The sequence below is a fragment of the Armatimonadota bacterium genome, from assembly GCA_016125185.1.
GTDB lineage: Bacteria > Armatimonadota > Fimbriimonadia > Fimbriimonadales > Fimbriimonadaceae > Fimbriimonas.
This window is the reverse complement of sequence record WGMG01000006.1, coordinates 96,107-119,264: the sequence shown is the minus strand read 5'-3', so window position 1 is coordinate 119,264 and position 23,158 is coordinate 96,107. Positions and strand designations below refer to the sequence as shown.

Annotated in this window: 27 protein-coding genes and 2 tRNA genes; 16 read left to right on the top strand and 13 right to left on the bottom strand. The window is 56.2% G+C overall.

Translation table 11 applies throughout. The features are described from left to right. The first annotated feature begins 8 nt into the window (after positions 1-8). Genes GC165_08255 through GC165_08235 form a run of 5 tightly spaced genes read left to right on the top strand, consistent with a single transcriptional unit; the run spans position 9 to position 3,728 of the window. Complete coding sequence (locus GC165_08255; protein MBI1332857.1) at positions 9-500, top strand: hypothetical protein; 492 nt, start codon at positions 9-11, stop codon at positions 498-500. A 20-nt stretch (positions 501-520) separates the two neighbouring features. Next, positions 521-1,762, top strand: coding sequence for a histidine--tRNA ligase (locus tag GC165_08250; GenBank protein MBI1332856.1), 1,242 nt, complete (start codon positions 521-523; stop codon positions 1,760-1,762). Continuing rightward, a complete protein-coding gene (locus tag GC165_08245; GenBank protein MBI1332855.1) occupies positions 1,759-2,631 on the top strand; it encodes a hypothetical protein in 873 nt (290 codons plus the stop codon). The genes GC165_08250 and GC165_08245 overlap by 4 nt, the downstream gene beginning before the upstream one ends. Before the next feature lie 29 nt (positions 2,632-2,660). Further along, entirely contained in the window at positions 2,661-3,296 is a 636-nt protein-coding gene (locus GC165_08240) for a hypothetical protein (protein MBI1332854.1), read from the top strand. 18 nt (positions 3,297-3,314) lie between these two features. After that, a complete protein-coding gene (locus GC165_08235) occupies positions 3,315-3,728 on the top strand; it encodes a hypothetical protein (GenBank protein ID MBI1332853.1) in 414 nt (137 codons plus the stop codon). Here GC165_08235 and GC165_08230 read toward each other — a convergent pair whose 3' ends face one another. After that, on the bottom strand, positions 3,729-4,532 hold the full coding sequence (locus GC165_08230; GenBank protein ID MBI1332852.1) for a hypothetical protein: 804 nt from the start codon (positions 4,530-4,532) through the stop codon (positions 3,729-3,731). Positions 4,533-4,578: 46 nt separating this feature from the next. Between GC165_08230 and GC165_08225 the strand changes: the two genes are divergently transcribed. From GC165_08225 to GC165_08215, 3 genes are read left to right on the top strand one after another with little or no spacing between them, the layout of a single operon-like run. Beyond that, the gene (locus GC165_08225) at positions 4,579-5,373 is read left to right on the top strand and encodes a hypothetical protein (GenBank protein MBI1332851.1); all 795 of its coding nucleotides are present in this window, start codon (positions 4,579-4,581) and stop codon (positions 5,371-5,373) included. Beyond that, a complete protein-coding gene (locus GC165_08220) occupies positions 5,310-6,161 on the top strand; it encodes an HAD-IA family hydrolase (GenBank protein ID MBI1332850.1) in 852 nt (283 codons plus the stop codon). The genes GC165_08225 and GC165_08220 overlap by 64 nt, the downstream gene beginning before the upstream one ends. Position 6,162: 1 nt before the next feature. Continuing rightward, on the top strand, positions 6,163-6,699 hold the full coding sequence (locus GC165_08215) for a phosphatase PAP2 family protein (GenBank protein MBI1332849.1): 537 nt from the start codon (positions 6,163-6,165) through the stop codon (positions 6,697-6,699). Between the two features lie 38 nt (positions 6,700-6,737). Here GC165_08215 and GC165_08210 read toward each other — a convergent pair whose 3' ends face one another. Continuing rightward, a complete protein-coding gene (locus tag GC165_08210; protein MBI1332848.1) occupies positions 6,738-7,526 on the bottom strand; it encodes a PEP-CTERM sorting domain-containing protein in 789 nt (262 codons plus the stop codon). 83 nt (positions 7,527-7,609) lie between these two features. Between GC165_08210 and dusB the strand changes: the two genes are divergently transcribed. Both dusB and GC165_08200 read left to right on the top strand, forming a co-directional pair. After that, positions 7,610-8,632: a tRNA dihydrouridine synthase DusB gene (gene dusB, locus GC165_08205; protein ID MBI1332847.1), complete on the top strand. Its 1,023-nt coding sequence runs from the start codon at positions 7,610-7,612 to the stop codon at positions 8,630-8,632. 79 nt (positions 8,633-8,711) lie between these two features. Next, positions 8,712-9,665: a proline dehydrogenase gene (locus GC165_08200; GenBank protein MBI1332846.1), complete on the top strand. Its 954-nt coding sequence runs from the start codon at positions 8,712-8,714 to the stop codon at positions 9,663-9,665. A 2-nt stretch (positions 9,666-9,667) separates the two neighbouring features. Here the strand turns inward: GC165_08200 and GC165_08195 are convergent, their stop codons facing one another. Together GC165_08195 and GC165_08190 are read right to left on the bottom strand one after the other, a co-directional pair. Beyond that, complete coding sequence (locus GC165_08195) at positions 9,668-10,144, bottom strand: MerC family mercury resistance protein (protein ID MBI1332845.1); 477 nt, start codon at positions 10,142-10,144, stop codon at positions 9,668-9,670. Further along, a tRNA-Arg gene (locus GC165_08190) sits at positions 10,108-10,183 on the bottom strand. Before GC165_08190 ends, GC165_08195 begins: the two co-directional genes overlap by 37 nt. A 68-nt stretch (positions 10,184-10,251) precedes the next feature. Between GC165_08190 and GC165_08185 the strand changes: the two genes are divergently transcribed. Both GC165_08185 and GC165_08180 read left to right on the top strand, forming a co-directional pair. After that, positions 10,252-10,890, top strand: a complete 639-nt coding sequence (locus GC165_08185) for a hypothetical protein (protein MBI1332844.1) — start codon at positions 10,252-10,254, stop codon at positions 10,888-10,890. Positions 10,891-10,952: 62 nt separating this feature from the next. Then, positions 10,953-11,936, top strand: a complete 984-nt coding sequence (locus tag GC165_08180) for an aldo/keto reductase (GenBank protein MBI1332843.1) — start codon at positions 10,953-10,955, stop codon at positions 11,934-11,936. A gap of 123 nt (positions 11,937-12,059) precedes the next feature. On the opposite strand, the gene GC165_08175 is transcribed toward GC165_08180, so the two are convergent. Next, positions 12,060-12,147, bottom strand: a tRNA-Ser gene (locus GC165_08175). Positions 12,148-12,235: 88 nt separating this feature from the next. On the opposite strand from GC165_08175, the gene GC165_08170 reads away from it, so the two are divergent. Beyond that, positions 12,236-12,673: a hypothetical protein gene (locus tag GC165_08170; protein ID MBI1332842.1), complete on the top strand. Its 438-nt coding sequence runs from the start codon at positions 12,236-12,238 to the stop codon at positions 12,671-12,673. Here GC165_08170 and GC165_08165 read toward each other — a convergent pair. The 8 genes from GC165_08165 to GC165_08130 all read right to left on the bottom strand — a co-directional run bounded on the left by GC165_08165 (position 12,670) and on the right by GC165_08130 (position 20,605). Further along, positions 12,670-13,761 (bottom strand): ABC transporter permease subunit, encoded by a 1,092-nt coding sequence (locus GC165_08165; GenBank protein ID MBI1332841.1) that lies wholly within the window; start codon positions 13,759-13,761, stop codon positions 12,670-12,672. The genes GC165_08170 and GC165_08165 overlap by 4 nt on opposite strands. Further along, on the bottom strand, positions 13,758-14,702 hold the full coding sequence (locus GC165_08160) for an ATP-binding cassette domain-containing protein (GenBank protein ID MBI1332840.1): 945 nt from the start codon (positions 14,700-14,702) through the stop codon (positions 13,758-13,760). Before GC165_08160 ends, GC165_08165 begins: the two co-directional genes overlap by 4 nt. Next, a complete protein-coding gene (locus tag GC165_08155) occupies positions 14,693-16,135 on the bottom strand; it encodes an HlyD family efflux transporter periplasmic adaptor subunit (GenBank protein ID MBI1332839.1) in 1,443 nt (480 codons plus the stop codon). The genes GC165_08160 and GC165_08155 overlap by 10 nt, the downstream gene beginning before the upstream one ends. Then, the gene (locus tag GC165_08150) at positions 16,132-16,728 is read right to left on the bottom strand and encodes a TetR family transcriptional regulator (GenBank protein MBI1332838.1); all 597 of its coding nucleotides are present in this window, start codon (positions 16,726-16,728) and stop codon (positions 16,132-16,134) included. Before GC165_08150 ends, GC165_08155 begins: the two co-directional genes overlap by 4 nt. A 55-nt stretch (positions 16,729-16,783) precedes the next feature. Further along, positions 16,784-17,752 (bottom strand): phytanoyl-CoA dioxygenase family protein, encoded by a 969-nt coding sequence (locus GC165_08145; protein ID MBI1332837.1) that lies wholly within the window; start codon positions 17,750-17,752, stop codon positions 16,784-16,786. A gap of 36 nt (positions 17,753-17,788) precedes the next feature. Beyond that, positions 17,789-19,483 (bottom strand): hypothetical protein, encoded by a 1,695-nt coding sequence (locus GC165_08140; GenBank protein ID MBI1332836.1) that lies wholly within the window; start codon positions 19,481-19,483, stop codon positions 17,789-17,791. An 82-nt stretch (positions 19,484-19,565) separates the two neighbouring features. Continuing rightward, on the bottom strand, positions 19,566-19,907 hold the full coding sequence (locus GC165_08135; GenBank protein MBI1332835.1) for a hypothetical protein: 342 nt from the start codon (positions 19,905-19,907) through the stop codon (positions 19,566-19,568). A 47-nt stretch (positions 19,908-19,954) separates the two neighbouring features. Further along, positions 19,955-20,605, bottom strand: coding sequence for a helix-turn-helix domain-containing protein (locus tag GC165_08130; GenBank protein ID MBI1332834.1), 651 nt, complete (start codon positions 20,603-20,605; stop codon positions 19,955-19,957). Positions 20,606-20,684: 79 nt separating this feature from the next. Between GC165_08130 and GC165_08125 the strand changes: the two genes are divergently transcribed. From GC165_08125 to GC165_08115, 3 genes are read left to right on the top strand one after another with little or no spacing between them, the layout of a single operon-like run. Continuing rightward, the gene (locus GC165_08125; GenBank protein MBI1332833.1) at positions 20,685-20,894 is read left to right on the top strand and encodes a hypothetical protein; all 210 of its coding nucleotides are present in this window, start codon (positions 20,685-20,687) and stop codon (positions 20,892-20,894) included. Between the two features lie 7 nt (positions 20,895-20,901). Next, positions 20,902-22,506 carry a DUF2961 domain-containing protein gene (locus GC165_08120; protein ID MBI1332832.1) on the top strand — a complete coding sequence of 535 codons (1,605 nt, stop codon included), beginning with the start codon at positions 20,902-20,904 and terminating at the stop codon, positions 22,504-22,506. 58 nt (positions 22,507-22,564) lie between these two features. Further along, complete coding sequence (locus tag GC165_08115) at positions 22,565-23,158, top strand: hypothetical protein (protein ID MBI1332831.1); 594 nt, start codon at positions 22,565-22,567, stop codon at positions 23,156-23,158.

Genomic DNA, 23,158 nt, shown 5'->3' with positions numbered 1-23,158 from the left:
TTTTCTATGTGGCGAAAAAGAAGGCGAAGCGGAGGAGGTCGAGTTCCAGATCAGTTTCTCGGCGAAGCTCCGGCAATCGCGCCTTCGCCGGCGACATCATCCTTGGCATCTGGCAAGTTTTCGGGGGATGTTGCTCGACTGCTGCCGTTGCCCTGCTCGGTGCCATCGTTTACGGCCTTGCGCCCGACATCAAGAAGGAGATGTACAAAAAGGTCTCCGATCCGTCGGTTCGCCATACGATCGACACCATGACGCAACCGACTGGTATAGCTCTTATTGTCTTGGCGGTCGCCTATTTCATATTCACCTTCTTCTTCGCCATCGCGACCTGCCAGGGCCGGAAGTGGGCGATCTGGCTTCACTTCCTCCTCAGCCTCCCATCTGCTGTCTTTGTCGTGCTCTATGGGACTGAAGGCATTCGGTTCGGTTCGGGTCTTCCCATCATTGTTGCCGTGTACTGCCTCCTCCGCATTCTCGGCGCGGTTGGCCCCAAGCTCTGAGATGTCACAATAAAGGTTCTATGCGAATTCAAGCTCCTCGCGGAACCGAAGACGTTTTGCCCGGCCAGGCCGTTACCTGGCAGTGGCTCGAGTCGATCTATCGAGAGCTTGCCCATCATTTCGGCTACGGAGAAATTCGGACACCAGTCTTCGAGGACGTGGCGTTGTTCAAGCGCACCGCCGGCGAGCAAAGCGACATCGTTTCGAAGGAGATGTACGAGTTTCAAGACAAGGGTGGCCGGGATGTTGCCCTGAAGCCCGAGGGCACCGCTCCGGTCATGCGAGCAGTCGTCGAACACAACCTTTGTCCGCAAGGAACGCACGCACGTTTTTACTATTTGACCCCCTGCTACCGGTACAACCGAAGCCAAAAAGGACGCCTGCGTGAACTGCACCAGTTTGGAGCCGAACTCCTCGGCGCAAATAGTGCGGAAGCCGATGCGGAAATCCTCGAGCTCGCCTATCGATTCCTTTGCGCCATTGGTTTGGGAAACGAACCGATTTACATTAACTCTATTGGTCGGACCGAGTGTCGAAGCAAATTTTCCGAACATATTTTGGAGTTCGTTGATGGTTATCTGAAAGACGCTTCAACGGAGGTCTCCGAACGAATTCGGAAGAATCCCTTGGGAATGTTGGACTCCAAGGATCCCGATCAGCAGAAGGCTCTGGAAGGTCTACGGCCAATCCTGGAATTCCTGGAGCCAGATTCCCGAGAGCGGTTCGAAGCGCTGAAACAGCTTCTCGACGAAGCCGAAGTTCCCTACGAAGTCTCTCCGGGGACGGTTCGCGGACTGGACTACTACACAGAGACGGTGTTCGAGTTTGTCTCTCAATATCTGCCGGGTCTTTCGATCTTTGGGGGTGGTCGTTATGACAATCTCGTGAAGGAAATCGGCGGTCCGCAGACGCCCTGCGTTGGATTCGGAATTGGTGTTGAGCGTGTTATTCTCGCGGTTCAAGAAAAGCAAGTTCAGGTGCCGATCAACAAGCCGGACATCTTCGTAGTTCGAGCTACGAATGAAGCTAGCAGTATGGTCCGTGAACTGACGCGAAACCTGCGTTCAAATGGCAAAACCGTTTTGCTTGACCTCGACAGTCGAAGCATGAAATCCCAGATGCGGCAGGCCGATTCTTCCCAATCGCGCTTCTGCGCGATCATCGGCGATTCGGAACTTGCAAAGAGAACGGTGTCGTTAAAGAACATGGAGACCGGCGAGCAAACCGAAGTGCCGGTCGAAAACGTCCTAGGATTACTGTGAAGTCGCTCGCTCTCGGATTCGCCTGTCTGACCACCTCCGTCGCCTTGGCTCAGGCTCCCGACGTGCGAATCCGAGGGGACCTGAGCCTAGGAATGGCTTCGTCGAAGGAATATTCGCTAGGCGGTCGAACCTATACACCGCTGGGGCGGCATTCGGTCATCACCCTCCAAACGTACCTTCCCGTCGGCCTGCGGGTAGTCTTTGCCGAGCGCGTTCAACCCATTAAGAACGACCCGGACGACGACGCCTTCGACGAATACTACGTCGAGGATCCGGGATCTTGGAGAGTAGGAAAGCAATATGTCCCTTTTGGCGGGGGAGCGTTCTTCCACCAGTCCGTCCAGGCGGCGCGGATCGATTCTAACCTCGCGCTTGGCGGCGTTCCGTTAGCGATCGCCATCGCTGACGGTGGAAACGGTCGGCAGTATGGCGTCGTCGGACGAATTGGTGGCCGAGGGCTCGGACTTAGTTTCGCCGTTGGCCGACATTGGGGCGTCAATAGTTCGTCGATGGCGCTCACCCAGTCCCTGCAGAAACCCGAGGGACTCGGTAACGGCTGGAAACAGGCGGTTGGCGTTGACATCTATCGCCGCTCTCAAAAGTTCGTATACCGAACAGAAGCCATTGTACTTCGGCAGCCCGAAGGAACATCAAAAGACAAGGAAGCCGGCGACTTCTTGGTCACCTATGATCTGGGGCATCGGCACTCTGCCTTTGCAGGTGTTTCGAAGGTATTTGGTGACCGAGAAACCTTTACTCGATTAGGATGCGTGTACAACGCAGCAAAAGGAATCCAACTGGAAGGAACCTACCGGCTCACCGATCGAAATTTCCGCGACTTTTCCATCTTTTTGCATGTCCGATTCTGAGCCCGGAACGTACACTGATAAGGACACTCATGGTAATGCTCCTCCTGGTGGTAATGCTTATCCTCATGATCGGCCTGGTTGTTGCGTTCGTCACGTCGTCGAAATCCGTTCGGGAAGCGAACAGTCAAGATGACTTCCCTACCCTGTCCTTCGACTCACAGGCGTTCTACCGTCCGATCCGTTCGCTCCGCCGGGAGATTAGAAATATCGTGACGGCGTCCGATGATCCCGCCGTACACGCGATGTCTAGTTCCGTTAACGATGAACTCGATGCAACCCACGAGCGCGTGGTGCTGGCTTTGCAAACCCGCGACGGCCTACGCAAGGCGATCGATAGTCATGCAAATATTCAGTCCGAGATGGACCGCTTACAGCGACTTCACGATGAGGCAGAGTCGCCTCAAGAAAAGCTGAGCTATGCAAAAGCGATGGAGTCCAAGCAAGGTGAGCTCCAGGAATATCAAAAGGCTCGGACGATCATCAAGAAAATTGAAAACGAAATCGAAGTCACTAAGGCTTCACTAAGTGAGTTGAAGGCCAAGTTGGCCGTCAGCAATGCATCCGCTAACGCCACGGACCGGGCGTCCGATCTTCGTTCGTCGCTGGGAGCGCTCGACGCGATTCAGTCCTCGGTTTTGGAAGCCCAGGACGTTTTGCATACGTAGGGTAATTTAGAGATATTCATGTCCGAGTTGGATCGAGTCATTAACCTGGGAAGAGCCTACGCAACGAAGGCCCACGACGCTGTTTTCGGCAAAGAATCAGTCGAGGAAAAGGCAGTCAAAGAACTCGACCAAGCCTTAGAAGAAGGTATTACGCTCAAGAAATCCGAGCAACAGGTGGCAACCGACCAAATCGCCGCAATGACCGAGGCCGAAGCGGTGACAGTCTTGGGTATTTCTAGCAACGCTTCCTACGCTCAGCTAAAGACTCAGTATCAACTGCTACTAAGTCATGTAGACGATTTTTCCCAGAAAGAGCCCAGTAAAAAGGAAGTCGCCGACCGCGAGCGAAAAAGAATCGAAAAGGCGTTCAGTTTGCTGTCCGCAAAGTCGGATTCCACCGAAAAGCGCTTTGGGTCACTCGAAATCGAGTAGCTATTCCTTGGGCAAGTCGGGAATTTTTACGTCGCCGGTCACTAGAATCTTATTGCCCTGAATTTCAACCTTTCGGGCAAACACCGCGTCGTAAAGGTCAAGGTCTTTCGCAAAGTCGATCACAGGGTTAAGTGTGTTCATGAGAGCGGCTTCACTATCCGCATCAGTCGACTTATTGTCGATCCGAATGATTGCGTCACTGAGCAATAGCTGACCCCCGTTCGTCGTCAAGTGCGCCTTCACGTCAAAGTCAGCTTTGAGAACGAGGAAGTCACCTGAACCTTTCACCCTCACCCATTTTCCGTCCGTCGAGACTTCGACCGCCTTGATCTCGCGATACTTCTTGAGGATGTACGGAGCGAGGTCCTCCACCAAAAGCTCCACTGTTCCAATCCCTAAACCACTTTTACTAAGTCGGATCTTTTTCTGCGAGGCGGCCAAGGCAAAGTCGAACCGGCATCCGGGAATGTCGGCAGTAAACCGGTTGCACCGAAGGTCGCGCAGGTAGAAGTCGGATAAATCCAACTGCAGATGCTTGATCGACCCCTTGCGGCTCCTCGTCGGCTCTGTGAACAGTGGCAGCCCTTCACATCGGAATTGTGAGGCACGAATCGTAGCCGTGCCAACTTCGCCTAGCGCCGGGCTCAGTAAACCGGGGTAGGTCACATGAAGCGAGACCTTTTTATGGTCGCCTTCCAATTTGCCCGCGATCTCCCGTGCCGCCGCTCCCTCGAACTCACGCACCATTGAGGCTCCGATCCCAAAAAGGACCGCGATTCCGCCCAAAAGCCAGGGATTTGCCATGTGCTCACCAACGCCTCGTTCTGTTTCGACGTAGAACCGTCTTGGTATGAACCAGACCTCCTCCGATTATGAACTGCTTCGTCATGAGGGGGGAGTCTTTAGGCTGGAGAACTGCGCGCTCGTCGAGTTCGACGGGACCGAATGGCGCGAATGGCTCCAAGGGCAGATCACTAACGATATGCGGGAGTTAGCCGAAAATCGCCCTATCTCCTTTTGTCTGTGCAAACCAACCGGCCAAATCTTGGCTACCGGCGACTTGCATCTTGTAGACGGCAAAGGTTGGATGATCGTCCCCGCCCCTTGCGTACCAGCAATCCTCCAACGAGTCGAGCAGATGGTCATCCTCGAAGACTGCACCGCTAGAGTTCTGGATGAACCGCTCTTTCACGTACTCCTCGGCGGAAAAGGTCTTCCGGCCAAACGCACCCTTTGGCCAGGGCACGATGTGGTCGGTCCTTGCCAGGGCCGCACGATGAGCCTCGAAGTTTTGGAACTCGCGTCGCTAGAGGCGAGCCTGCCGCTTTGGGGGCTCGACATCGATGAGTCCAACTTTCCGGCCGAAATGGGTCCCAAATTCGAGCAAATGGTGATGAGCTACACGAAGGGTTGCTATACGGGCCAGGAGGTCAATCACCGCATTCACAGCCGGGGCCACACCAACAAAACGTGGGCGGTTTATCAATCGCTGGAGGAGATGGCGAAGGGATCAGACCTCGTCGATACCGATGGTAATAAGGTCGGTACCGTCACCCGCTCGGCCCTGCATCCGCAAGCTGGATGGCTGGTCGGTGCCTTCGCAAAGAACGGAACGACTCCAGCCCTCGACCGATTCAAGCCATAATAAAGGAAGTGGATCAGGCGCTCAAGGATCGATTTTCTCAAGTCAAAGCGGTTTACTTCGATCTCGACGACACCCTATGCGGTTACTGGAATGCCAGCAAAGCCGGCCTGAAGTCCGCTTTTGAGCAGAATCCAGTTCCGGGTAAATCGCCGGAAGAAATGGTGCTCGCGTGGGGCGAGACCTTTCGGCAATTCAGCCCCGAACTGAAGGAGCAGACCAAGCTCTATCACGAATATTTGACGTCTGGCACGGTGACGCGAACTCATCAGATGCAATTGACGTTGCTTTCGATAGGAGTCGATGACATGGAATTGGCCAAATCTCTCAGCCAGGCCTACATGATCGAACGCGATCGAAACCTTCATTTGTTTGAAGACAGCTATGTCATCATCGACCACCTATATGGCAAATATCCCCTCGGCCTGATCACCAATGGGCCAGCCGACATTCAAAACATGGAGATCGATACGTTAGGGATTCGGCCATATTTCTCGAACATTTTCATCGAAGGAGAAATGCGTCTCGGCAAGCCCCATCGCAACGTCTTTGAGTTGGCGGCCAAGGCGGTGGACTGCACGCCGGACCAACTCCTGATGGTGGGCAACTCCTTCGGACACGATATCAAACCGGCTATCGACTATGGCTGGGCGACGGCGTGGATCCGCCGCGATTCGGATGTTCCTCCGAGCTCGAAAACCGGCAAACCGGAAGCGATTCCAACCGAAGGCCCGATGCCCAATCTGATCATCTCCGAACTGACCGAGCTTCTGCCCCTTCTGGAAGGTTAGCGTGGATCTCGACCTCTTCCGCTCAATCAATCTCGGATGGCGGAACCCCTTGTGCGACGTTTTCTTCGCCGCCCTCAGCTACTCGGGACTCGGTTCCTGCGTCGCCATTGTCGCGATCGTGCTTTTATTGAAGAAGGAGGCGCGAATCTATGCCTTTTCGATGGGCCTGGCGGCGATCCTCGGCGGGACGGCTATCGCTCACACCTTCAAAGGATTGATGCCTCGCGAAAGGCCAAGCAACCTGCCGTTCGCCGTCGTGCAGGAGCCGATCTACCATTCGTCTTTTCCGTCGGCGCATACAGCCACGGCCTTTGCCGTGGCAACCGCCCTCGCCATTCTCGCCAGTCGGCAAGGCAGGTGGTGGGGTGTTATTCTCGCCTATGTTTGGGCGTTTGGGGTTGGACTTAGCCGAATTTATCGCGGGGTGCACTGGCCAACCGATGTCGCCGGTGGCATCTGTGCAGGCATCATCGGCGGCTGTTTGGCGACCATCATTATTGATCTGGTCACCAAGGGCGGTCCTTCCAAGAAGGCATGAAAAAGGGGCCATGTTGGCCCCTTTTTCATGAATCGACCTTAGGCTCGCTTGCGGCGAATCGCCAAGCCAGCCAAACCGAGCGCCATCGCGGCGAACGAAGCAGGCTCGGGAACAAACGTGACGTTATTGTCACGCAGGAACTGCACGTTGTCCGACAGAGAAATCGCACCCGACACAAAGAAGTCGGTGTTGCTGGTGCTGAAGATGTAATTGCTCCAGTTTCCGTACGTGCCGATGAACGCGTTGGTGCCAACAAGATAACCATTGCGGAACCAACCGCCGCCAGAGTCGCCACCAGCCAATGCGGCCTGCCCATCGTGGCGAAGCGGCGCGATTAACGAGTATCCGGCCTGGTAGCCCGGCTCATCGATGTAATCCGTGAACTCGTAGTTGCCGACGGCTTTGCGGCGGATTCCACTGCTGAGGTTGATGTCGTACCCAGTGCCTGCGCCATTGGTCATGCCAGAACTGCCGTAGCCAACCATCGTAACCGCGTCGCCAAAATTCATCGCGCTCACGTCGATCGTCGTGTACGGAAGCGACATGCCCCCGGTGTCGATTCGAAAAAGAGTCAAGTCCGCATTCGGATCGTTTACCGTCGAGTTAGCGATGACATTGAACGTGCCGTAGCCAGGAAGCGTAAACGCCCCCGAGCCAACATGTTTGGCTGTCAGAACGAGGTCAGCGCCGACGAGCACACCAGAAGCGCCACCGATTCGGCCAACGGACTGAAAATCTGAAGTGTTGGTATCCGACGAGGTACCGGGGACAACCGCCAACACGGAAAGCGGCAATAGAACACCGCCGAGAACAGTAAGCAAACGCATACGGGCATTATAGTCCTTTCGTAATGGACCTGTACCTGTCAATGATCACCGGCTTTTGCAAATAGTCCAAGTATCCTATTAGGGTGTTCTCCGTAGGCTCCATCAAGATCGATCCGCCGCTCATCCTAGCGCCGATGGAGGACGTCACTTCCCTGCCGATGCGCATCATCGCCAAGCGAATCGGCAATCCGGGACTGGTTTTCACCGAGTTCGTAAGCGCGATGGCCATCCGCTACGGGGCGGTGAAAACGTTCAAGAAGATGCAGATCCACCCCGACGAACGTCCGCTGGGCATCCAGATTTTCGGGGCGGAGCCCGACGTCATGGCCGATACCGCCCGTATTGCCGAGGATATGGGAGCCGACTTGGTGGACATCAACATGGGATGTTGGGTGCCGAAGGTTTGCAAAACCGGCTCAGGAGCCGCACTCCTGAAGGACCCCGACACCGCCGAGTCGATCGTGAAGGCCGTTGTGCAGGCCGTGAAGGTACCGGTGACAGTCAAGGTCCGCGCCGGGTGGGACTATTCCCTATTTGCCGCGCCCGATCTTGCCCGTCGGTTTCAGGATGCCGGCGCCCAGATGCTGACGCTTCATGCTCGTTTTGCCAAGCAGGGGTTCGATGGCCAAGCTGACTGGGACCTGATCAAGCGCCTTCGCGAGTCGGTTTCGGTGCCGCTCGTCGGCAATGGCGATGTCAAAACGGCGGAAGACGCACTCACGATGATGCGCGAGACCGGATGCGACGGCGTCATGGTGGGCCGTGCGGCGATCTCAAATCCATGGGCGCTCGGCAAGATTTCCGCGGCGATGCAAGGCCTACCGGAGCCGAAAGAGCCGACGCTCCAAGAGCGAATCGACACGGCGCTGCTCCACGCTCGCCTGCAGGTTGCCTACGAATGCGAGCTTTCGAGCTATGAAGAGGCCAAAGAGCATCCTGATTTCTTGCTGAATGAGGGGCGAGCGATTCGCTCGTTGCGCGGGCAATTGCCGATGTACATCAAGGGCATTCCGGGGGCCGCACAAATCCGGTCGGAGCTTTACCAAGCGAATAAAGTCGAGGACCTTATCCGAATCTTCGAAGGCCTACAAGCCGTTCCCGCCTAATGCTCGCTGGCATTGTTATCGGGATGGGGGAATCTCCCTCCCAAAGGGCGCTCTCAAAAAAGTAAACTCTCCGCACGCGATGTCGCTTGCTCGAAATTTCGTTCTCAAGACCTCTAGCCTCAAGCCGGTCGAGTCTCTGGTTAAGAAGTCGTTTCTTTTCCGTCCTCTCGTCAGCCGTTTCATCGCCGGAGATACCCTCGAACAAGCCATCACCGAGACGGAGCAGATTCTCTCGGCCGGCCCTAGGATTACGCTCGACTACCTGGGAGAGAACGCCCATTCGGAGTCGGAAGCGTTGGCATCCTGCCAAATGTACGCCCAGATGCTCGACCGCATCGACCAGTCGGACAAGGTTCGCGCGTGGCGCACCAACCACTCCGGCACAGAGCCGATGAACATTTCGATCAAACTCACGCAATGTGGACTCGATCAGGGCAGCGACTTTGCCGAGGCCAACTACCGAAAGGTGGTGGAGCGAGCAGTTGAGCTGGACAACTTTGTCCGTATCGACATGGAGTCGTCGGACTATACCGAGCGAACGGTGGACATCGTCACTCGCGTGCACCAGGAGTTGCCCAACACCGGCACCGTTCTCCAGAGCTATCTGCATCGCAATGACGACGACGTCGATCTTATGATCGAGAAAAAGATTCGCACCCGATTGGTGAAGGGCGCGTACCTGGAGCCAGCGGCAGTGGCCTACCAAGACAAGGCGAAAGTCGACGAACAATATGTAGCCCAGGCCAAGCGATTCCTCGACAAGGGCACCTATCCTGCTATTGCCACTCAGGATGAAAAGATCATCTTAGAGCTCAAGCAGTACGTCGAATCGAACAATATCGACAAGTCGGGCTTCGAATTCCAGATGCTTCTCGGCATCCGCCGAGATCTGCAGTCCAGCCTCGTGGCTGAGGGCTACAACGTGCGTATCTATGTTCCCTATGGCGACCAGTGGTACCCGTACTTTACACGCCGCCTGGCCGAACGACCAGCGAATGCCTTCTTCATTTTGAAGAACCTACTGAAGAAGTAATGTTATCGCTCGCACGACTTCATGTGCAGGCGGTTGATGTAGTGGAAACTTACGAGGCAAACACCACCGAGCACCGAAAATAGCTCGGCGTAGCCGCTTGGCGTGCCATCCGCTCGATGGGCGACGACCAAGTGCGAGCCACCCAGCAGAACAAACCCTACCAAGAAAATGAAGACTGGCATCCAAGAATGGTGCTTCGCAAAGCCTCGCCACGCCGCCCAGCAACCGAAGACTAACGCCATGCCCAAAAAGCCCCACTCCAAGTAAGGCGACTGGAGCATGGTAAAGCCAATTATGGACAGGACGCTAACTGCGATGCCGGTAATCGCGCAATGGATAGCGCAGATTGTGCTCGCTATCGTTCCCAACCGATCAGGATCGAGGGAATTCGTTTTCAATATATACTTTATACCCGTAGAGGGTACAAAATAGGTAGAAAATTTGGCGCGCTCGAGAGGACTCGAACCTCCGACCCCCAGCTCCGCAAGCTGATGCTCTATCCACTGAGCTACGAGCGCGTGAAGAAAGTATTATACCGAACTGCACGGCCCTCCGACTTCGCATATAATGGGTCAAAGGCGTCCACATGGTTTTTGCCCCTTTCATTCTCGCCGCCCTTGCGGCCCAACCTTCGCCCTCTCTCGACGGCTGGAAGTTCCAGCGAAAGTACACCGCGAAAGATGTCGCTAGCTACCATTGCGAACTCGAACTTCCCAACTCGGGCGGGTCGTTCGCATCCGACATCGAAACGACGGTTCAGGAAGTCACCGAGTCGGGCGCGACCGTACTCTACAAAGCCTTAACCATGACCGCCAACGGCAATCCGCCGACCGATGGCCTGCCAACGCTAACGACGCCGGTTGGCAAAAGCGGGATGCCTGACAAAGCCACGATCACCAACGGCGAGGAGTTCTTCATCTTCCTCGGCGCGGCAGGAATGACCACCAGCGAGGACATCGCCAAGGATCAGGTTGTAAAAGTGCATTGGCAGAACGAGAAGAAAGACATCGTGTTCGACGGAACCGGGCGATTAACCAGTTCCGACGAGAAGGCCGGCACGGTCACAGTGGATTGGAATTTGACATTGACCCCGATGAGCGACCCCAGCGGAACGATGAAGGTGACGAGCGTTTACTCGACCAAGGATTTCTCGCTGAAGTCTTCGGAGGGATATATCGCTCAAGGACAGTTCAAGGTCAAGTTCACCGTCAAGCGTAAGACCTGAGACCGGCTCATCTTAATCGAATCATTTTGCCCTTTGGCTCGTAGAACGGGTAGAACACACCCATGAAGTACGCCTCCCTCGGCCGAACCGGCCTTCAGGTTTCTCGACTCTGCCTCGGCACCATGAACTTTGGCCCTCATGCCACCAAGGAAGAGAGCTTTGCCATCATGGATCGAGCGCTCGAGCACCGCATCAATTTCTTCGACACCGCCGACGTCTACGGTTGGCAACGCGGCGAGGGCATCACTGAGCAGATCATCGGTGACTGGTTCGCCCAGGGCGGCAACCGCCGCGAGCGCGTGGTCATCGCCACCAAGCTCTACGGCGACATGGGCAAGGACGAACTGACGGACTGGCCCAACACCAATCGGGTGACGGCCCTGCATATCCGCCGAGCTTGCGAAGGCTCGCTGAAGCGCATGAAGACGGACTACATCGACGTCTACCAGATGCACCACATCTACCGCGCTGCGCCGTGGGAAGAGATTTGGGAAGCCTTTGAAATACTCAAGACTCAGGGCAAGATTCTGTATGTCGGCTCGTCCAACTTTGCGGGATGGCACATCGTCCAGGCGAATGAAGCTGCCGCCAAGCGCAACACCCTCGGTCTCGTCACCGAGCAGTCGAAGTACTCGCTCCTTCAGCGCGAAATCGAGATGGAAGTCGGTCCCGCCGCCGAAGCCTATGGTGTGGGCGTCATTCCGTGGTCACCGCTGGCCGGAGGAATCCTGGGCGGCGTCATCAAGACCACCGACGGAGCTCGACGACACAACGACCACGCCAAAGCCACCATCGAAAAGCATCGCGACGCCCTGACCAAGTGGGAGGACCTGTGCGAATCGATCGGCGAGAAGCCGGCGGATGTCGCCCTGGCTTGGACCCTCTCGAAGTCGTTCGTCACGGCGCCGATCATCGGTCCGCGAACCATCGAACAACTCGACGGTTCTCTCCGAGCGCTCGAAATCGAGATCACGTCCGAGTTGAACGAGAAGATCGACGCGATCTTCCCGGCGTTCAAGACCTCGCCTGAGCACTACGCCTGGTAATTTTCAATATCGCCTCCCGGATGGTCGTTCGGGAGGCGGAAGGCCACGAGAAAGGGTTCGCTAGCCGTGATTTTTACCCTTACAACCTTAAATACAACCAAGAAGGTGGCATTTTGAATTTAATGGAGGAGAGAAGGAGATTCGAACTCCTGAAACCTTGCGGTTTGCCTGTTTTCAAGACAGGTGCAATCGACCACTCTGCCATCTCTCCAGTGCAACGTAAATGATACTCGAATCGGCCCGAGTGCCTTTATTCGAGCGGGATTGAATTTGATCCATTCCGATGCTAAACTGACCCAATGAATCCTGGTGGGGGGTTTCAGCCGCAAGGCTACAAAGTTTGTCCCGAATGCCGTCGGCAGAACGAGCTGAACGCCGTTGCCTGTCCAGGGTGCGGCCACCAATTTCGGCAGACTTTCAGCCAACAACCGTCAATGCCCCCGCAGCAGCCGACGCCAATGCCGAACCCTACCCAGGCGTTCTACACTCAGCCGCAACCGAGAATGGGACCTGGATATATGCCCACCCCAGACCTCAACGAATTGGCGAGGCGGTTTGCCGAATCTCGAAAGCTCTGCGTCATCACGTTTTGGGTCGGGCTTTTCTGCCTTTGGCCGCTGTGGATCGTCACCTATCTCGAATATGCGAAGATGGGCCGGTATAAGGAAGACGTCGCCCGAATGGGCGTGGACGTATTGGTGTGGCAACAAACCCACGGGTTGCGTGACTTCTTCTAGTTCAGGCTCTTTCGGAACTGCCGGGCCGAGATCAGCACCAGCACCATCGCCAACAAAATCAGGGCGAAAAAGGGCGTCAGAAGGTCCATGAAGTACGCACCGCGAACCATGATTCCCCGCGTGATTTGCACATAGTGGGTGGCGGGAAAGAACGCGCTGACGAAGTAGAGCCAACCCGGCATCGTGTCTCGGGGTGCGACGTAGCCCGACAACAAAATGCTCGGGAGCAGAGTGAGCTGGACAAGCTGAAGGGCTTGGGCCTGGGTCTTGCTCACGGTGCTGATGAGGAGGCCGATGGCCAGCGACGCAAAAACAAACGGCAGCGTCATGACCGTGAGAGCGATCAGGCTCCCCTTTGACGGCACATCGAAGACGATGTTCGCCGCCACGAGCACCACTCCAAGCTCGACCATGGCCAAGCCCAGATAGGGCAGAATCTTCCCTACCATCAGCCCAAGACGGCTGACCGGAGTGACCATCAGTTGTTCGAGCGTTCCGTTTTCCTTCTCGCGCACAATGCTAAACGCGGTCAGAGTGACGCTGACCATTTGAAGGATGACCGCCATCAACCCTGGGATCATAAATGTTGCGGTTCGGCTCGTGGGATTATACAAAACCGTCAATCGTGGATCGACACCACTCGTCGCCGCAGGAGAACCTGACATGAACGCCGATCGCGCCCGAATAGCCACCTGACTGTCGGAACCATCGACCATCACTCCCACTGGTCCGGGTCGGCCCGCCAAAGTCTCCCGGCTGAAGCCCGACAGAATAGTGACGACAACTTTTACGTCGCCAGCTCGAACCATGTCCGCCGCCTGATCCGCCGAATTTGGTCGGCTCACGATGTCGAGATAGCCGGTCGCCGCTAGTTTTGACAGATAGGTTCGTGACTCGCGACTTCGGTCGAGATCAACCACGGCGGTAGGAATATGGCGTACGTCGAAATCGATCGCATAACCAAAAATGGTGAGCTGGAGCATCGGCATGAGCAGGGCGATAACCAGAGTCGTTCGATCACGCTTGAGATGCATCCATTCCTTGACCACGATGCTCTTCAGTCCATAGAATGCCCCCGGCTTCTTCACGAGGAAAGGCTCCTTGTTAAGGTGACGAAAACGTCTTCAAGTGAGGGCTCGACGGGCCGAATCTGCTTGACAGCGAACCCGGCGGCTTCGATGCACTTCTTCACGGCCGAATCCGGCACATCCTCTTTCAGGACGACATGGATTTCTGCTTCCACCAACGTCGAATCCAGAATTCCCGGCATCGATCGCAAAGCCACCATCGCCTGCGGAGCATGGTCCACTGAGATCGAGATTCTTCGCGTTCCTTTTGGAGTTACCGCAGGCAGGACTTTCAGTTCCTCGGGGCTCCCCATCACCATCAGGCGGCTAAGGTAGATGTAGCCGATCTGCCCGCATCGCTCCGCTTCATCCATGTAGTGGGTGGTTACAAAGAAGGTGATCCCTTGGCTGGCGAGAACGAAGAGCAGGTCCCACAGAGACCGCCGTGCGACCGGGTCGATGCCCGCCGTCGGTTCGTCGAGGAAGACAAGCTGAGGCTCATGGATTAATGCCGCCGCAAGGGCGAGGCGTTGCTTCCAGCCGCCCGAAAGCTGTCCGCTTGGACGGTCTTTGTATGGCCCCAGCCCGGTCAAGTCGATGACCTCCTGCTTTCTTTTGGCCAACCGCTTACGGTCGAGGCCATAAATTCCGCCGAAGAATTCGAGGTTTTCTTCCACGTCAAGGTCGCGGTAGAGGCTGAACGACTGGCTCATGTAGCCGATCGAGCGCTTGACTTCCTCGGGTTGGGTCAGCACGTCGAAGCCATTGACGGTTGCATCGCCAGAGGTCGGTTCCAAAACCCCGCACAGCATACGGATGAGGGTGGTTTTGCCGCTTCCGTTCGGGCCGAGGAAGCCAAAAATGCTTCCCTTCGTGACCTCGATACTGACCTCGTCGACGGCGGTAAAGTCACCAAACTTTCGGGTGAGTTTATCGGTCTTGACGACCGTTTCTATGGCCATTGCCCGATCCTTTTCGCGGTGGCGTACATGCCGGCTCGCACTCGTGGATCGGCTTTCTTCAGCCGAAGACGAATACCAAAGACCTGCTTGCCACGCTCGTTTGGAGTCTGAAGATTGGCGGGTGTGAACTCGCCTTGGTGCGAGATGGCGTCCACTGTCGCTTCAAGCGGATCGGCGATGCCATCGATCAAGAGCGTTGCATCGTCGCCAACTTTGACTTTGGCCAATTGAGCTTCGGGCAGGTACACGCGGATCCAGATGTCGTCGGGGTCACTCATCTCAACGACCGGAGCTCCCGCCGCGACCAAATCGCCGTCGGCAATGTCGATTCGCTCGATCAATCCGCCTTTCGGTGCGATGATCTTCCGCTCGCCCACAACCGCCTCGCTACTGACCAACTGAGCTTGAGCCGCTTGCCAAGCCGCCTTTGCCGCCGCGATGTCTTCCTTCCGGTTACCCGCCTTCAGCAGAGCCAGCGTCGCCGACTCGGCATCCAGTCTTGCCTTGGCCGCCGCGATGTCCTCGACTCTTGCTCCTCGGAGGACCAGGTCCAGTTGCGACTGCGCCGCGTCATATTCCTTCTTGGCTGCCGCGATGTCCTCGGCCCTCGGCCCGGCTTGCACCATGTCGAACTGCGCCTTGGCTTGCAGATAGGCCTGATGCGCTTGCTCAAGCTCCTCTTTCGGAGTGCCTAGATTGGCACGCCGCACCGCCTCTTCCGCATCCCGACGCTGGCTAACCGCCTGATCGTGTGCCGCTTGCTTGGCCTGCAAAACCTGCACCGAAGCTGCCCCCTCCGATTGGAGTTTCGTGTACCGATCGAGTTCCTTCTTCGCAAGGCTCTCCGCCGTTCTGGCCGCGTCGAGTCTCGCCTGAAGCTGGGCTCGTTCCTCTTGTGTCAGTCCACGCTGGGCCTGCTGGTACTTGGCCAGAGCCTGATTCATGACGGCCCGCGCCTGCCGAACCTCTTCGGGACGACTGCCATGCAGAGCCTTGTCGTATTGGCTCTTGGCTTGCGCCGCTCGGTCTCTCGCCTGCTGCTTTTCCTCAGGCAGCGCGCCGTTCTTAAGCTTCTCCAGCGCCGCTCTCGCCTGGTCCACCGCCGCCGCCTGTCGCTCGATCTCTTCTGGTCGGCTCCCCGCCGCGATCTTCTGGTACTGCTCCTCCAGTTGCTGAGCGTTGGCGGCCAGGGCGTCTTTACTGGCCACGTTAGGGTCGGCTTCTAACTCGATCAAGGTTTGGCCCGTCTTCGCCTCATCCCCTTCCTTCACCAGAATCTTCGCCACTCGTCCGCCGACTCGCGAAGCCACCCTAATTGGCTGGGTTTCAAAAAAGCCAGAAACCTGACTGTCGCGCGCTCGACGGCTTTGGTCGATGAAGTACCCGCCGATGGTCACGACGGCGATGATGATAAGCGGAGCAAATTTCTTCATGCTTCAGACTCCAATGGCAATCCGATCAATTTTTCGATCTCAATCTTTAACCTTTCGGTCGTGACCGAGTCGACAGCCTCTTCCCCAATCAAGAGGGCGTAGCTGGAACGATTGAGGAACCAGCCATCCATCAGGGCGAGCGCCATCAGGCATCGCCGGACCGTTTCGGCGTCGATGTCTACGATGCGCTTGCGCATGAGGTCCCGGCGTTCGCGAAGAGGCAGTGGAATATCGATGTTGGAAAGACTGGTCCAGGCGACGAATCTTGCGCGCTGAGGAGAAGCCGCCAGCATCTGCAAACGCATGGTCAGCAGTTCGCCGACCGTCAGCTTTCCGGCGAGAAAGAGATCCATTGCCTCAGCCGCAGGCTTCATCATGTGCGCCGTCACCGCCCCCCAAAGCTCCTCCTTCGTGCCGAAGTGGTACGCCACCAAGCTCTTGGGGAATCCCGTCGCTTTCGCGATCTGCGCAAACGACACCGAGTGGTACCCATACTCGTTAAAGAGCCGAATGCTCGTCTCCAGTATCTTCGCCCTCGTCGCAACCGGGTCATTGGTTCGACGGGCCGACTTATTGACCGATTGTTCAATCATTTGAACACTTGTTCAAACTATATCACAATCAGGATCGGAAGACTAGGCCAATCGGCTATTTCTTGTTGTACTGATAGCTCCCGCACCCGCCCTGACCATCGGGTCGGATGTGCACGCCGTGGATGTTCTTATAGCCTCGGAAGCGGTACGGGTCCTCGCCTGCGATCATCACAATGTCGCGGCTATCGAGTTGGGAAACAGGCCCATCCATCTCGCCGCCCCAGTGCCACGGCAACAGTGATTCGGCACTCATGTAGTGGTTCACCAGGCTCCGGCGGAACCCGGTCGACGCGTAATTCGGCAAGGATCGATGGAGGAGGTAGCCGTTGAAGAACACGACCGAGCCCGCCTTCACTTCGACCGGGACCGCGTCGTCATTGGTATAGGGAAAGCCCTGCGCCTCGTGCGAGCAGTCGAAGCGGTCGTCCCCATGCCACTCCTGGAAGTACATCGTGCCCGTCTGGTGCGAGCCGGGGATCACCCACAGGCACCCATTCTCCACGGTCGCATCGTCCATCGCAATCCAACCGCCGGTCAAGGTTCGGTCGCGAGTGGGAATGTACACCTCATCTTGGTGCCACGCTTGTCCGGGTTTCCCTGCGGCCTTGATGAAGAGCATCGATTGCATGCACTTGACGTTTGGACCAATAATTCTTGTTAATACCTCTACAAATGCCTTCGCCTTCAGCGTCTCAAACATGAGGTCACTGATCTTGTGTGGAAAGTGGATACAAAGGACTTGGCGCAGAATTTCTTCGTCGGTTTCGTCGCCAGTCAGCGGAGGCATGCCGCGAACTTCGCCGCGATCCCCGCGGCAGATGCTCGTCGCCTCTTCGCGCAAAGCTTCGATTTCGGAGGGCGAAAATCCACCCTCGATCACCACAAAGCCGTTTTCGCGAAAGAAGGTGGCCGCGCTGTCGGCGTCTTCCAAGCCAAAGTATCCGGCGGGAGTGCCATCTTTCCAAGAACTCCAGGCGGGGAGTTGCTTTGCTTCGGCCAGGGAATTCAGGCTCGGCGACGTCATCATCGGTACTTTTCTACTATAGCCGAAGGTGGGCGACTAGCCACCCAATCTCGACCAATCCCGGAATTGATTCCAGATTCGGTCCTGGTAGCTACTGGGAATTCGGATGACCGTCGGCTTCTTGTCCGCGTTCTTCCAAACGTGCAGTTCCAGCTTTGAGCCGGGTGTAAACACCTGCGGCTGGTATGTGTAAAAGCCGGAAAGAGCCGTGTCGCGCATGACCATGTCCTGCGTATCGTAAATCTCCGTATCGCGGATGCGCTTGCGCAGAATGGGTGTGACTTCGACGCCGTTGCGATACAGAACCATCTTGGTGAAGTCATCCCGCATCTCCTTTTGCGTCTTCGAGTGGGTACCGAGGGCGAACGCCGCCACCCGCGTCAGAAAGCTCGCGCTCGTTTCCTGCGGCCACGGAATCACCTCGATCGACACGACCGGCTCGAACTGATTGCCAACGTACTTGTTCCAAAAGTACAACGGCCCCATCTCTAAGTCCTGGTCGGCAGGAACCTTACCGCCATATCGTCGCGCAATCTTTTGTTTGAGGAAATTCTTGTATCGCACCGCGTTCAGGTTGGCGTCGAACGGAGTCTTGATGTAGGTCCTAAAGTTCTTCGGCGACTTGAGGAAAGGCTCTCCGCCCTTGATCGACTGCGATATCCGCTCCAACATGTCGGCTGGGATGGTCACCGGAGAGTTATCCGGTAGCTTGTCGGCTGGCGGAAGTGTCGCGGACGTAAGGTTCTGAATCGTGCTCAGCAGATGGTCGGCTTTGCGGATAGAGACGATTCCCGACACGCCCGCATCGCCCGGCTTCGCCGCATCGCCGTAGGTCGCCACGCCAATGGCTTCACCTTCCAAATTGAGGATCGGCCCACCTGAGTTACCTCGGCTTAGCTTCACATCCGAAAGCAACGCGTCGTCCTCGACCTTCGAGATGATGCCCTGCGTGATGGTAGTTTGTTGGAACACCGGACTCCCCATCGCCACGATGCGCTGGCCTTCGATGCCGACATGTCGGCCCTGGACTAACGGAACGGCGGGAATATAGTTGAGAACCTCCGGGTTCACGCGAATAATCGCGACGTCGGCACTCGGGTCGGCGGCCACGAAGCGGGCTTCGTAATGGTTTTGGCGAGAGAAGCGGACACTAAGAAAGCTACTGCCACCGGCCACGTGGTAGGTCGTCATGATCAACCCTCGGTCGGCGTCGATAACGAATCCCGATCCGCTTCCGCTGTCGCATTCGACCGTCACCACCGAACTGCGGTAGCGCTGGTAGAGTTTCGTCTCGGCGGTCGACTTATCGACCTTCGGTTTGGGTTCGACCTTCGGCTTTTCGATGATTGCATCGGTGTGAGTGAGGGTCAGTTTGGTTCGCTCATTGGCCGAGATTTCGAACGACGTAGACCACGTGTATTTCTGTCCCTTGAAGTCGATCGGATCCCTGGATTCGAAAGCGTAGAGGCCGGGTTCGAGTTTCACATCGATCTCACCATTGCCGTCCGTCCGGACGGCGCGGATCGTTCCTGGATCAGGACCGATGACCGAGAAGTCGGTAAAGGCGACGGGAACCTGCTTCAGTTCATCGACGATCACGACCTTAGCGCTGAGTTCACCGGTTTCGAGGTAGGAAACGGCAGCCAAAAGCGGCGACGCGAGAAGGGTCGAATTCGTAATCGAAGCGGTTTGCCCTTGCAGGCCAGACAAGAGTACGAGAAGCGAAGTCATAACCAACCCGAGCTTGGGAAGCTCATCTATAGGACGGAGAACCGTCAACTAGGTAACGGCGATGTGGAAAGATTTGGTTCCGTTACGCCAACGAAGCCGTAGCCGGGAGGGAGATGTAATGCCGGGGAAGCTCGTCCAAGAATTTCTCGACGTTCTTCTGGTTCTTGCCCCAATCAAGCACAGCCAAAAAGAACGAGCACTGGCTACGGATCTTGAACGATCGGTCGCCTGGAAGGAACTGAACCGTGATTCTCTCACCCCAGGAGGCCATGCTAAAGGTGGTCGAGGCACGGTAGCCGTTGCCTTCGCTCGTCGGCTTCCAGCCCATCTTGGCAAGGGCGCTTCCGACGGCTCGCCGGATGTCTGTTCCTGGCGGAACGTTGGAGAATGTGGACTCGTATCGCGCAGGAAATCCGAAAGCCATAACATTACAGTGTACGAATGTAATGGGCCTTTTGGTGGCGTTTGGCCCTAAAAAGGTTCAAGTCTTAATCCGTGCGGGTCGGCTTCGAGCTTCTCGTAGGTGCCAACCGACCGATACCACCCCACGAGGATACCGAGGACCTGGGACGCGCCAAGCCCCTCGTCGGGATACGACTGGTTGAGGGATACCAACGTCCATTCGTTGTTACGCCATTCGAGGTTCTTGCACCGAAATTCGTGGCTTGGATTGCGGACAAGAAAGGTAAAGCCACGCCTGGGCGTACTACTGGCCCGAAAGACAGCCACATCGCCCGGTTGAAGGGCGGGCATCATCGAGTCACCGTCGATGCGAAATCCGATTCCACCTAGGCGAGCGAGCGATTGTGGAACCCATACTGGTTCGAGGTCAGAATCGACGTTGGTCTCACCCACCCCAGCCGAGGCTCGCCCGACCACCGGCACTTGGGACATAAATCCGAAGAGAAGGGACGCATGGGTCATATCGCTAGGCGTGGTCTGCTCTTCACTATGAAGAGCCGCTAGCTTTTCGGCCAAATCGAGCGGAATACGACTATGGCCGTACTCGTACCGCGACCAACGATTTCGCGAAATGCCCAGCCGCACCGCCAGCTCCTCCTGCGTGAGATGCAGGCGCTTGCGGATCGCTTTCAGTTCACCGGCAGTTGGTCGCGAATTCATTCCTACAAATCATAGGATACACAATTTTGTTTTCAAGGTAACACATTTGTAACAAAAATGTTATAATCAGAAATCTGATATGTCATCACGCGCCCGCCACCGACCTCCTGCCGCCCGTACTCTCAAACAGATGCGGTTCTACGTTGCCTACAGCGTGTTTTGCGGCTACCGGATCATCGACCAGGACGATCAATTCTCGACCTGGATCGATGGTCTGAGCATGTCCGAAGCTCAGTCTCTCTGCCAGATGCTCAACGGATCGGAAGGAGATAACGGGAACGTGAAATAATGGAGTCGTGATAGGACTTCTGTTCGCCTTCACCGCCCTCGGGGCTCCGACGATCACGCTTCAGAGTCTGCTCGCCGAGATGGTCGATCGCGACCGTCTGGCCCGCTTTCCCAACCCGCCGTACGAGAGCCTGCAGGCGTCAAGCTACAACCGCGCTTCGGTGAAAAGGGGCGAACCGGGCTGGTTTGCTGACAGCGACGGAACTGGCTACATCCGCAAGGAGGGCGACGAATATGTCGTGATGGAGCGCCAGGGTCCGGGGTGCATCACCAAGATGTGGACCCCGTTCTTCTACTACGACTTCAACAACCACGTGGGACCGAACGTGCGCATCTACCTGGATGGCAACACGAAGCCGGTCATCGATGAGTCATTCATCAAGTTGGTCCAGGGCAAAGGAAGTATTCCCCGTCCCTTCGCCCAACCCACCGCCCGCGCAGGCGATTGCTATCTTCCGATCCCTTTCGCCAAAAGTGTGAAGGTGACGATGACGGACAAGCCGTTCTACAACATCGTCAGCTACCGAGCGTATCCGCCGGGAACCAAGGTCGAGTCATTTGTCCCGCCAAAGTCTTACGACCGCCTCAAATTTGCGGATAAGCACATCTATTCGATCTCTTCGGTCAGAAGTATTGACGGAGGCAACCCCATCGCAGCAGGGCAATTCAAGCAGATTGACCTTCCAGCGGGCTCCAATGCGATCAGTCATTTGGGCTTTGACATTCACTCGCTCGATTTTCGGAACCCATTCGACGCAAGGGGCCAGCGGCCACTCGTGCTATCCATCTCGTTCGATGGAGAGGAAACGGTATGGTGCCCTCTCGGCGACTTTTTCTGTTCAGCGGATGCGTTCAACCCACTTGGAACCATGAACCGTGGAGTCGGCATGGGCACGATCATGGAGGCCGACTGGGTGATGCCCTATCACAAGTCGGCAACCCTGCGGATCTACAACTTCGGAAAAGAACCTCAGAGTGTCGGCGTCGAATGGAAGACCAAGAAGTGGACATGGAACGATTCGAGCATGCACTTTTGCGCTCGATGGCGGCCCGACGACATCGTCCCTGGGACTCCTTTTCAGGATTGGAACTTCGTCGATATCCACGGCAAGGGCGTTTACGTTGGCGATGCCTTCACGGTGCTGAATATTCGCAAGGATTCGTGGTGGGGTGAAGGGGACGAAAAGGTGTATGTGGATGACGCCTACGATAAAGGCTTTCCCACCCTCTTTGGAACTGGAACCGAAGACTATTACGGCTGGGCCGGCGGCGTGCTGCCAACCCTGGACGATCATTTCTGGCATCCATTCCTCAACAATGTGAAGGTCGGGGGGTTGGATGGGCACACCCTCGGATACAACGTGCTCACCCGTGAGCGGAGCCTCGATGCCATTCCTTTCAACTCGCGTCTCCGCTTCGACATGGAGTCCAGCTTCGGCGTGGATATGCGAGAGAAGTGGAATCTTCTCGGCTATTCGGCCGTGACTTTCTTCTACGCTCGTCCGGGGGCAACTCACAATCGTCCACCCAATCCAAGCGCCGCCGCGAAGCCGATCATGAACATTCCCGAACTGCAAAAGATGTCTGATGCCATCCGAGGGGGAAAAGGATGACTTTCAATTCGCGTCGAAAAGAATCTATCCTGAAAGAGATGAATGGAGAGGCCGCCCTTTGAATATCGATAATCCGACCGTCCGACAGACGATCTACCGATGCGTCGGCCTACTGATCATCGCCGCCGGGTGCAAGGCCGGAACCCAGATCACCGATATTAAGCAGTTGAACGACGAGCAGTACTTGCAGAAAATGGAGCAGCTTTCCAAGCAGTACGAAGACATCGAATCGAAGGGGCAAGCTGAAATCCAAAAGATCGGCCAAAGCGGCGGAGCCGACGAACTGCTGAAGGCCATGCGAGACCTATACGACAAGAAGAGCCAGTATGTGGATTCTCTCAAGGCGATCCAGCCGCCGGACAAATTCAAAGAGTTTCAAAACCTGATGGTCGAGTGGCGAACCCAGGAGCACGACAACGAGGGTCAGGTTTTGGACGGCATGGCCCAGTACCAAAAGAGCCAATCGGCGGAAATTGAGGCGAGGGTCAATAAGCTCGTTTCGGCAAACGAAGCGATCGGCAAAACCTACGAAGCCAAACTGCTGGAATATGCCAAGAAGTCCGGCTTTCAGTCGATCGCCGACTTTTTGTCGCAGAAGGTCGGCGTCGCTCCGGCAACTCCCGCTTCAAACGAAGCCAAAAACAAGCCCTAG

Excerpts from the sequence above, each read along its gene's own strand:
- GC165_08160 (MBI1332840.1), bottom strand. The coding sequence starts at position 14,702 with ATGGCCATAGAAACGGTCGTCAAGACCGATAAACTCACCCGAAAGTTT.
- GC165_08240 (MBI1332854.1), top strand. The coding sequence starts at position 2,661 with ATGGTAATGCTCCTCCTGGTGGTAATGCTTATCCTCATGATCGGCCTG.
- GC165_08235 (MBI1332853.1), top strand. The coding sequence starts at position 3,315 with ATGTCCGAGTTGGATCGAGTCATTAACCTGGGAAGAGCCTACGCAACG.
- GC165_08170 (MBI1332842.1), top strand. The coding sequence starts at position 12,236 with ATGAATCCTGGTGGGGGGTTTCAGCCGCAAGGCTACAAAGTTTGTCCC.
- GC165_08220 (MBI1332850.1), top strand. The coding sequence starts at position 5,310 with ATGGCTGGTCGGTGCCTTCGCAAAGAACGGAACGACTCCAGCCCTCGA.
- GC165_08135 (MBI1332835.1), bottom strand. The coding sequence starts at position 19,907 with ATGGCTTTCGGATTTCCTGCGCGATACGAGTCCACATTCTCCAACGTT.
- GC165_08145 (MBI1332837.1), bottom strand. The coding sequence starts at position 17,752 with ATGACGTCGCCGAGCCTGAATTCCCTGGCCGAAGCAAAGCAACTCCCC.
- GC165_08140 (MBI1332836.1), bottom strand. The coding sequence starts at position 19,483 with ATGACTTCGCTTCTCGTACTCTTGTCTGGCCTGCAAGGGCAAACCGCT.
- GC165_08250 (MBI1332856.1), top strand. The coding sequence starts at position 521 with ATGCGAATTCAAGCTCCTCGCGGAACCGAAGACGTTTTGCCCGGCCAG.
- GC165_08150 (MBI1332838.1), bottom strand. The coding sequence starts at position 16,728 with ATGATTGAACAATCGGTCAATAAGTCGGCCCGTCGAACCAATGACCCG.
- GC165_08230 (MBI1332852.1), bottom strand. The coding sequence starts at position 4,532 with ATGGCAAATCCCTGGCTTTTGGGCGGAATCGCGGTCCTTTTTGGGATC.
- GC165_08130 (MBI1332834.1), bottom strand. The coding sequence starts at position 20,605 with ATGAATTCGCGACCAACTGCCGGTGAACTGAAAGCGATCCGCAAGCGC.
- GC165_08125 (MBI1332833.1), top strand. The coding sequence starts at position 20,685 with ATGTCATCACGCGCCCGCCACCGACCTCCTGCCGCCCGTACTCTCAAA.
- GC165_08225 (MBI1332851.1), top strand. The coding sequence starts at position 4,579 with ATGAACCAGACCTCCTCCGATTATGAACTGCTTCGTCATGAGGGGGGA.
- GC165_08200 (MBI1332846.1), top strand. The coding sequence starts at position 8,712 with ATGTCGCTTGCTCGAAATTTCGTTCTCAAGACCTCTAGCCTCAAGCCG.
- GC165_08185 (MBI1332844.1), top strand. The coding sequence starts at position 10,252 with ATGGTTTTTGCCCCTTTCATTCTCGCCGCCCTTGCGGCCCAACCTTCG.
- GC165_08155 (MBI1332839.1), bottom strand. The coding sequence starts at position 16,135 with ATGAAGAAATTTGCTCCGCTTATCATCATCGCCGTCGTGACCATCGGC.
- GC165_08180 (MBI1332843.1), top strand. The coding sequence starts at position 10,953 with ATGAAGTACGCCTCCCTCGGCCGAACCGGCCTTCAGGTTTCTCGACTC.
- GC165_08210 (MBI1332848.1), bottom strand. The coding sequence starts at position 7,526 with ATGCGTTTGCTTACTGTTCTCGGCGGTGTTCTATTGCCGCTTTCCGTG.